Below are 7,462 nucleotides of genomic sequence, written 5' to 3' on the forward strand. Positions count from 1 at the left end.
AAGGGCAGTGTCCGGACAAGGAGTGACCCAGATGCGCAGTCATCACGACGCGATCATCGTCGGCGCAGGCTTCGGCGGCATGGGCGCCGCGATCCAGCTCAAGCGGCTCGGCTACGACGACCTGCTGATCCTCGAGCGCGAGTCCGACCTCGGCGGCACGTGGCACGTCAACCGCTACCCGGGCCTGGCCGTCGACATCCCGTCCGCGACGTACTCCTACTCCTTCGAGCCGAACCCGCGCTGGTCGCGGCTCTACGCGCCCGGCGCCGAGCTCAAGCGGTACGCCGAGCACGTCGCGGACACCTACGACCTGCGGCGGCACATGCGCTTCGGCACGGTCGTCGAGGGCGCCCGCTGGGACGGGGAGGCTCGGCTGTGGCGCGTGACCCTCGCCGGGGGAGAGACGGTCTCGGCTGTCTACCTGCTGACCGCGACCGGCTTCCTCTCGCAGCCGAAGATGCCCGACATCCCCGGCATCGACTCGTTCCGCGGCAAGGTCATCCACACCACCGCCTGGGACGACTCCTACGAGCTGGCCGGCAAGCGCGCGGCGATCATCGGCACCGGCGCGACCGCCGTCCAGCTGATCCCCGAGCTCGCCAAGCAGGTCGCCGACCTCACCGTCTACCAGCGCACGCCGATCTGGGTGACGGCCAAGCCCGACTTCGACGTCCCGAAGGTGGTCCAGAAGATGTTCGCCGGGCTGCCGCTGACCCAGAAGGTCGCCCGCTTCGGCGGGTCGTCGATCCTCGAGGTCCTCATGGTCGCCGGCGTGCTGAAGTACAAGGAGTTCCGTCCGTTCGGCAAGGTCGCCGAGGCCGTCGCCAAGGCCCACCTGCGTCGCCAGGTCAAGGACCCGGAGACGCGCGCCAAGCTCACGCCGGACTACACCTTCGGCTGCAAGCGCCCGACGTTCTCCAACAACTTCTACCCGACGTTCAACAAGCCCCACGTGCACCTGGAGACGACCTCGATCGCGTCCATCGACGAGCGCGGCATCGTCACCTCCGATGGCAACCGGACCGACATCGACGTGCTCGTCCTCGCCACCGGCTTCAACCTCTGGGACGTCAACTTCCCCGCGATCGAGATCATCGGCCGCGACGGCAAGGACCTCGGCAAGTGGTGGCGCGAGACCCGCTTCCAGGCCTACGAGGGCATCACGATGCCGGGCTTCCCCAACCTGTTCTCGCTCAACAGCCCCTACTCCTACAGTGGCCTGTCGTACTTCACGACCATCGAGTCGCAGATGAAGCACATGGACCGCCTCGTGACCGAGATGCAGCGCAAGGGCTCGACGGTCTTCGAGGTCAGCCAGGAGGCCAACGACCGCTTCCTCGACCGGATGACGGCCAAGCTCGAGGATTCCGTCTTCCTCCTCGGCTCGTGCGCGTCGGCCAACAGCTACTACTTCAACCAGCACGGCGAGGCGACGCTGTTGCGGCCCACCTCCACCATCGGCGCCTTCCGCGAGGCCGGCCGCTTCCCGCTCTCGGACTACAGCTATGCCTGAGTCCGGTACGCCGCGGCGAGGCGTCGTCTTCGGCTGCGGCGGCACGCTCGGCTTCGCGTGGAGCGCGGTCGCGGCCGCCGAGCTCGAGCGGGCGCTCGGCTGGGACCTGCGCGACGCCGAGGTCCTGGTCGGCACCTCGGCGGGCTCCGAGATGGTCGCCGCCCTCGGCTCGGGGAGGCGTGCTGCGCAGGTGCTGGCCGCCCTCGACGGCGATCCGGACGCCGACCCGGTGCTCGCCACCCACCTGGCGATCCACCCGGGCATGGTCCCTCCGCTGCCGGTCCCCGCGTTGCCGCGCCCGCGGGCCATCGCGGCCGGCGTCCGCCGCGGTGACTCTCTTGCTGCGCTCTCCGGCCTGGCCCCGCGCGGCCGCGGCGATGCGACCTGGCTGCGCGCCTTCGGTGACGCGCTCTCCGGTCCGGATGGCTGGGTCGAGCACCCCGCGACCTGGCTGGTCGCCGCGGACGTCCGCACGGGGGAGCGGGTCGCGTTCGGCTCGCCTGGCGCTCCGAAGGCCACGCTCGGTGAGGCGATCGCCGCCAGCTGGGGGATTCCCGGCTGGTTCCCACCTGTGCCGATCGGCGGCCGGCGCTGGATCGACGGTGGCGCCGTCTCCACCGGCTCGGCCGACCTCCTCGCACCGCTGCAGCTCGACGAGATCGTCGTCATCGCGCCGATGACCACCGCTGGCGGACTGCCGGCCCGCGGGCTGGACCGTGCCGAGCGGCTCCTCCGCTCATCCATGACGAAGGTCCTCGACCGCGAGGTCGCGCTGCTCGAGGCGCAGGGGACGCGGGTCGTCCGGATCGAGCCCGGTGCGCCCGAGCTCGCCGCGATGGGGCCCAACTTCATGGACCACCGCCGTCGCCCGGCCACCCTGGCGGCCGCGCGCGCCGCCGTACCCACCACGATCGAGAAGGCCCTGGCATGACAGAGAAGCAGCGTTCCCCGCGGGTCGTCGTGATCGGAGCCGGGCTCTCCGGCATCGCGCTGGGCCGCGAGCTGCTCCGTGCCGGCCACGACGACTTCGTGATCCTCGAGAAGGGCGAGGACGTCGGCGGTGTGTGGAACTGGAACCACTATCCGGGCCTGACCTGCGACGTCCCGTCGGCGCTCTACCAGTACTCCTGGGACACGAACCCCGGCTGGAGCCGGACCTTCGCGACGGGGCCGGAGATCCAGCGCTACCACCGCGACGTCGCCGAGCGGCACGGGATTCTCGCGCACGTCCGGCTCAACAGCGAGGTCGTCGCCGCGCACCGCGGCGACGACGGCTGGACCGTGAGGACCGCCGACGGCGCCACCTTCGAGGCGGACTTCGTCGTCGCCGCCACCGGCGTCCTGCACCACAAGAACATCCCGGACTTCCCCGGGCTGGACTCGTTCGCAGGCACCGTCGTGCACAGCGTGGACTGGGACGACGCCATCGAGGTGGACGGCAAGCGGGTCGCCGTCGTGGGCACCGGCTCGACCGGCGTACAGCTGGTCTCAGCGCTGCAGCAGCGCGCCGCGCACGTCACCAACCTGCTCCGTACGCCGCAGTGGGTGCTGTGGGCGCCGACCGAGGTGGCCCAGCCGCTGCCGGTGCGGGCACTGCTGAAGTACGTGCCGCTGCTGGACCAGGCGGTCCACCAGGTCTCGATCGGAGCCTCCAGCCTCTACACGGACGTGGTGACGAAGCCGAGCTGGCGCCGTCGCCTGGTGCGGCGCGCGGCCGAGGCGCACCTGCGGACGATCCGCGACCCCGAGCTGCGCCGGATGATGACGCCCGACTACGAACCGCTGTGCAAGCGGCAGGTCGTGTCCGGCACCTTCTACCGCGCCATCCAGCAGCCGAACGTCAGCGTCGTCACCGACGACATCGAGCGGTTCGTCCCCGAGGGCATCGTCACCGCCGACGGGACCCTGCACGAGCTGGACGTGGTGCTCCTGGCGACCGGCTTCAAGGCCCACAACTACATGCGGCCGATGGACCTGATCGGGCGCGACGGACTGACGATCGACGAGGCCTGGGAGAAGGGCACCTACGCCTACCGGATGTCGGCCCTCCCGGGCTTCCCGAACCTCTTCATGATCATGGGCCCCAACGCGCCCGTGGCCTCCCTGCCCCAGCACTGGACGGCCGAGCGCTCCTCCGAGCACATCGTCGCGTGGCTCGACCGCTGGGCGCGTCGCGAGTTCGACACGGTCGAGCCGACCGTGGAAGCGACGGAGCGGTTCAACGCCCAGGTCAAGGACGCACTCGGCCCCACGGTCTGGAACACCGGCTGCAACTCCTGGTATCTCAAGGACGACGGCAGCGTCGACCTCTGGCCCTTCGACCGCACGACCACCAAGCGGTGGTTCGCGCGCCCCGACCACGCCGACTACTCCTTCACGACGAACGGAACGTACGCATGACCAGCTACCCGTCCATCAACCTCTCCGGTGCCGTCGTCGCGATCACGGGTGGTGCCCAGGGCATCGGCCGGGCGACCGCCGAACTCTTCATCAAGCGCGGCGCGACCGTCGCGATCGGCGACCTCGACCACGCACTCGCGGTGGCGACCGCGAAGGAGATCGGCGCGCACGCGTGGCCGCTCGATGTCAGCTCTGCCGACGCCTACACGGCGTTCGTCGAGGCCGTGGTGGCAGAGCTGGGGCCGATCGACGTGCTGGTCAACAACGCCGGTCTGATGCCCAACGGCGGCTTCCTCGACCTCTCACCGGCGACCGACCGCCTGCAGTTCGATGTCAACGTCTTTGGCGTCATCAACGGCATGCGCGCCGTGCTTCCCTCGATGCTGTCGCGGGGCCACGGCCACGTCGTCAACGTCGCCTCGCTGGCCGGCAAGTTCCCGGTCCCGGGCCTCGCGGTCTACAACGCCACCAAGTTCGCGGTCGTCGGGCTCACCGCGGCCACCCGTCTGGAGTACGCCGGCTCCGGCGTCTCCATCACTGCCGTGCTGCCGTCAGCCGTCGACACCGCCCTGGCCTCCGGCCTCGACATGCGGCCAATCCCGAAGGTGCAGGCCTCGGACATCGCCGAGGCGATCGTCGGGTCCGTGGCCAGCCGGAAGGCCGAGATCGCCGTCCCGTCGTACGTCGGAGGGCTGGCGAACGTCGCCGCCGTGACGCCCGAGCCCGTGCTCAACACCATCCGGCGCCTGGTCAAGGGCGACCGGGCGCTGAAGGGCGACACGGCCGAGCGGGCGGCGTACCGCCAGCGGCTGGAGAGCCAGGCGCGGGAGTGAGCAGCGTCAGGGGGTGATGGCCAGCTCGGCCTGCTGGACCTCGACGACCTGCGCCGGCGCGGGAGCGTTGGTCGCGGTGTAGCCGTGCAGGTCGCTGACGACCGAGAGGGTCACGTGACCGGCGAGCACCGCGAGGGTCGCCACGCATGCCTTCGCCACGGCGAAGGTCATCGTCTGCGCGAGTGTGCGCGGGCCCCGGAAGATCACGTCCGTTCAACGCAGCGGGGGCCATTTGGCTACTGCGTCATCGGTCACTCTGGAGCCCCAGTCCTGTGATCGCCCCCTACGATCGCGCAGTGAGCACCAATGCCTGGTTCCAGAGCCCCGACGACGCCGCGAAGCGGCTCAACGCGGTCGGCTACCTGACCGACACCCCGACCGCCACGACGGCGTACCTCACCGGTGCGCTCGAGAAGCCGCTCCTGCTCGAGGGGCCGGCCGGTGTCGGCAAGACCGAGATGGCGAAGGCGGTCGCGCGCGCCACGGGCGCCGAGCTGATCCGGCTGCAGTGCTACGAGGGCCTCGACGAGGCGCGGGCGCTCTACGAGTGGAACTACAAGAAGCAGCTGCTCCGCATCCAGGCGACCGACACGTCGCAGGATTGGGAGCAGACCCACGACGACATCTTCACCGACGAGTTCCTGCTGACCCGTCCGCTGCTGACCGCCATCCGGCGTGAGGAGCCGACCGTGCTGCTCATCGACGAGGTCGACAAGACCGACGTCGAGGTCGAGGGGCTGCTGCTGGAGATCCTGTCGGACTTCCAGGTGACGATCCCGGAGATGGGCACCGTCTCGGCCGTCCGCCGGCCGTTCGTCATCCTCACCTCCAACGCCTCGCGCGAGCTCTCCGAGGCCGTCAAGCGCCGCTGCCTCTACCTCCACCTCGACTACCCCGAGGCGAAGCGCGAGAAGGAGATCGTCCTCTCGCAGGTGCCCGGCGTCTCGGACAAGGTGGCCGGGCAGCTGGTCGAGACCATCGGTCGCATGCGCGACCTCGAGCTGAAGAAGTCGCCCTCGATCGCCGAGTCGGTCGACTGGGCTCGCACGCTCGTCGCCCTGCAGATCGGCAAGCTCGACGACGCCGCGATCACCCGCACGCTCGGCGTGGTCCTGAAGCACCGCTCCGACCAGGAGCGTGCCGTTCGCGAGCTGAAGCTGGGGCGCTGATCCGTGATCCTCGACCGGCACATCGGCTTCGTCGAGGCGCTGCGCGCAGCCGGCCTGTCGGTGAGCCTGGCCGAGGACATCGACGCTGCGCGGGCGCTCACCCACATCGAGCTCGACGACCGCGAGACCGTCCGGGCGGTGTACGCCGCCACGCTCTGCAAGCGCGACGGTCACCGGCCCGGCTTCGACCAGCTCTTCGACCTGTGGTTCCCCGCGCTGATCGGTGACGGCCGCATGGGTGCCGGGATCGCGGCGGGGGAGACCGAGGGCTACGAGCTGGTCACCAAGGAGGGCGACAACGAGCTCGCCCAGCAGCTCGCCGACGACGGCCCGCAGGCGCTCGAGGAGTTCCGCGAGGAGCTGGGCCGCGCCCTCCAGGACGACGATCGCCAGCGGATCGCGGAGCTCGCGATCTTCGGCGTCGGCCAGTTCGGCGCGCTCCCCGGCCAGGGGCCGGGCCGCTCGACCTGGAGCGCCTACACCGCGATGAAGCGGATCCGCCCCGAGGACCTCGCCTTCCGGATCATGCAGGGCCTCGAGGCCCAGGGCTTCGGCGAGGAGGAGGCCCGCGCGGTCGCCACCCGCCGGATCGCCACCTTCACCGGCCTCTCCGAGGCCGACGCAATCCGCCGGATCGCCCAGGAGAAGGGCGTGGAGCAGATCCAGGAGACGGTCGTCCGGCCCACGCTCGACCGGCTCGACTTCCTCTCGATGCGCCGCGACGACATCGAGGAGCTGCGCCGCCAGATCTACCCCCTCGCCCGCCGGCTGGCGACGCGGCTCACCCAGGAGCACCACGCGAAGCGGCGCGGGCCGCTCGACTTCCGGCGTACGGTCCGGGCCTCGATCGCCACCGGCGGGGTGCCGCTGACGACGCACCACAAGCCGAAGCGGCCGCACAAGACCGAGCTCGTCGTCTTCTGCGACGTCTCCGGCTCGGTGGCCAACTTCGCGGCGTTCACGCTGCTGCTCGTCTACGCGCTGCGCGAGCAGTTCGGCAAGGTCCGGGCGTTCACGTTCGTCGACGACGTCGTGGAGGTGACCGACCAGTTCGTGCCCGGTGGCGACCTCGTCGACATCATGACCGGGCTGGTCGAGCAGTCGGCCCAGGCCGCGCGCTTCGGCCGGACCAACTACGGACGGGCGTTCTCCAAGTTCGTGGAGAAGTACCCCGACGCGCTCGGTCCGAAGGCCTCGTTCCTCGTGCTCGGCGACGCGCGATCCAACTATGCCGACCTGCGACTCGATGCGCTGAGGACGATCGTCGAGGGCACCCGGAAGCAGTGGTGGCTCAACCCGGAGGTACGCCGCAACTGGGACACCGGAGACTCGGTCGCCACCCGCTACAACGACCTGGTGCCGATGGTCGAGTGCCGCAACCTCACCCAGCTCTCGGAGTTCGTCCACGACATCCTCTGAGTGCTTTGTCCGCCTCCCTCCTCTCTCGCCGAGGCGGCGCAAACCTGCACGGGGAGGGTGCCGAGGCGGCGCAAACCTGCACGTGAAGGGTGCCGAGGCGGCGCAAACCTGCACGCGCGCTGCAGGTT

The 7,462-nt window shown here is 70.3% G+C and carries 7 protein-coding genes; 6 read left to right on the forward strand and 1 reads right to left on the reverse strand.

From position 1 onward, the window contains the following. Positions 1-31: 31 nt before the first annotated feature. From VLF38_RS10470 to VLF38_RS10485, 4 genes are read left to right on the forward strand one after another with little or no spacing between them, the layout of a single operon-like run. Positions 32-1,513 (forward strand): NAD(P)/FAD-dependent oxidoreductase, encoded by a 1,482-nt coding sequence (locus VLF38_RS10470; protein ID WP_325271204.1) that lies wholly within the window; start codon positions 32-34, stop codon positions 1,511-1,513. Beyond that, positions 1,506-2,444: a patatin-like phospholipase family protein gene (locus VLF38_RS10475; protein ID WP_325271205.1), complete on the forward strand. Its 939-nt coding sequence runs from the start codon at positions 1,506-1,508 to the stop codon at positions 2,442-2,444. Before VLF38_RS10470 ends, VLF38_RS10475 begins: the two co-directional genes overlap by 8 nt. Further along, positions 2,441-3,913: an NAD(P)/FAD-dependent oxidoreductase gene (locus VLF38_RS10480; protein WP_325271206.1), complete on the forward strand. Its 1,473-nt coding sequence runs from the start codon at positions 2,441-2,443 to the stop codon at positions 3,911-3,913. Before VLF38_RS10475 ends, VLF38_RS10480 begins: the two co-directional genes overlap by 4 nt. Further along, entirely contained in the window at positions 3,910-4,746 is an 837-nt protein-coding gene (locus tag VLF38_RS10485) for an SDR family oxidoreductase (RefSeq protein WP_325271207.1), read from the forward strand. The genes VLF38_RS10480 and VLF38_RS10485 overlap by 4 nt, the downstream gene beginning before the upstream one ends. 6 nt (positions 4,747-4,752) lie before the next feature. Here VLF38_RS10485 and VLF38_RS10490 read toward each other — a convergent pair whose 3' ends face one another. Next, positions 4,753-4,917 carry a hypothetical protein gene (locus VLF38_RS10490; protein ID WP_325271208.1) on the reverse strand — a complete coding sequence of 55 codons (165 nt, stop codon included), beginning with the start codon at positions 4,915-4,917 and terminating at the stop codon, positions 4,753-4,755. A 125-nt stretch (positions 4,918-5,042) separates the two neighbouring features. Here VLF38_RS10490 and VLF38_RS10495 point away from each other — a divergent pair, with 125 nt between their 5' ends. Then, positions 5,043-5,915, forward strand: a complete 873-nt coding sequence (locus tag VLF38_RS10495) for a MoxR family ATPase (protein ID WP_325271209.1) — start codon at positions 5,043-5,045, stop codon at positions 5,913-5,915. Between the two features lie 3 nt (positions 5,916-5,918). Beyond that, entirely contained in the window at positions 5,919-7,334 is a 1,416-nt protein-coding gene (locus VLF38_RS10500; RefSeq protein ID WP_325271210.1) for a vWA domain-containing protein, read from the forward strand. Positions 7,335-7,462 lie beyond the last annotated feature (128 nt).

Source organism: Nocardioides sp., from assembly GCF_035481145.1.
GTDB lineage: Bacteria > Actinomycetota > Actinomycetes > Propionibacteriales > Nocardioidaceae > Nocardioides.

Excerpts from the sequence above, each read along its gene's own strand:
- VLF38_RS10470 (WP_325271204.1), top strand. The coding sequence starts at position 32 with ATGCGCAGTCATCACGACGCGATCATCGTCGGCGCAGGCTTCGGCGGC.
- VLF38_RS10475 (WP_325271205.1), top strand. The coding sequence starts at position 1,506 with ATGCCTGAGTCCGGTACGCCGCGGCGAGGCGTCGTCTTCGGCTGCGGC.
- VLF38_RS10480 (WP_325271206.1), top strand. The coding sequence starts at position 2,441 with ATGACAGAGAAGCAGCGTTCCCCGCGGGTCGTCGTGATCGGAGCCGGG.
- VLF38_RS10485 (WP_325271207.1), top strand. The coding sequence starts at position 3,910 with ATGACCAGCTACCCGTCCATCAACCTCTCCGGTGCCGTCGTCGCGATC.
- VLF38_RS10490 (WP_325271208.1), bottom strand. The coding sequence starts at position 4,917 with ATGACCTTCGCCGTGGCGAAGGCATGCGTGGCGACCCTCGCGGTGCTC.